Origin of the sequence: Corallococcus sp. CA041A, from assembly GCF_003612075.1 — a bacterium.
GTDB classification, from domain to species: domain Bacteria; phylum Myxococcota; class Myxococcia; order Myxococcales; family Myxococcaceae; genus Corallococcus; species Corallococcus exiguus.
In genome coordinates this window covers 1-1,086 of sequence record NZ_RAWF01000554.1, presented here as the reverse complement: position 1 = coordinate 1,086, position 1,086 = coordinate 1, and the positions used below count along the sequence as shown (strand labels likewise).

The 1,086-nt window shown below is 67.1% G+C and carries 1 protein-coding gene; it reads left to right on the top strand.

Annotation, left to right across the window (positions count from 1 at the left end; all coding sequences use genetic code 11):
- A partial coding sequence (locus D7V77_RS42105) for a transposase (protein ID WP_120581743.1) occupies positions 1–1,086 on the top strand: 1,086 nt, incomplete at its 5' end.

The following is a 1,086-nucleotide window of genomic DNA, read 5'->3' as shown; positions in this document are numbered from 1 at the left end:
GTGGACCCGAGGCTGTTGCTAGCGCTGTGGGTGTACGGGCAGATGGAGGGCCTCTCCAGCGCTCACGCCATTGCGGCGAGGCTGCGTACGGACGTTGCGTATTGGTGGTTGTGCGGCGGCGTCAATGTGTCGGCGCATACGCTGTCCTCCTTCATGACACGCTCAGGCCCTGCCTTCCGGGCGTTGCTGGGCAAGATGCTGGATGAGCTGTGCAGTCGCGGTGCCGTACACCGGCCACGGCGACTTGCGCAGGACGGCACGCGTGTGCGTGCTTCAGCAGGGGCTGCTTCTTTTCACCGCAAGGCCACCCTACAGAAGCGGGCAGCCGTGGCTGCTGCGGTCGGCCCGTGCCAGCAGGGCGCGAGTACCAAGGCACGTGCAGCACGCAAACGCGCTCGCGCCGATTTACAGGCCCGGGCGGCACTCGCGCTCGCTGCACTGCCGGCAGCAGCACGGCGTAAGCAACGTGCGAAGGGGGGCGCTCATGGCGAACCCCGAGCCTCTCTCACCGACCCACAGGCCCAGGTGATGCGCATGCCAGACGGCGGCTTCCGTCCTGCCTACAACGCGCAGGCCGTCTCGGACGTCGAGAGCCGGTTGGCATTGGCCGGTCGTGTCACCGATGAGGGGGCGGACGCTGCACAGCTGCTCCCCATGGTGCAATGGGTGGCCCGCGTCCTGGGACTCAGGCCCGATGCCTGGTTGGTGGACGGGGCCTATCGGAATCTCAAGGCCTTCTCCGCGCTCGAGTCGCAGGGCATTCGTGTCTTTTCTCCCTTACCGGCGCGCAAGAACCTGCTGCTACCGGAGGGGCGGCGCAGGGGCCAACGAGGCGACCCCAGCAATGCGTGGCGTGCGCGGATGCAGACACCCGCAGGCAAGCGCACCTACGCCCAGCGCGCACCGACGGCGGAGTTGCTCAATGCGCAGGTCAAGGAGCGCCAGGGACTGCGCAGGCTTCACGTACGAGGTCGCAAGCGAGCCGAAGCCGCGTGGTTGCTCGCACTCGTCGCCCACAACCTCCTGCTCGCCATAGCGCAAGGCTGGTTCGACGAGTCGGAAGGCTCATTTCTTCTCACGCCCTGA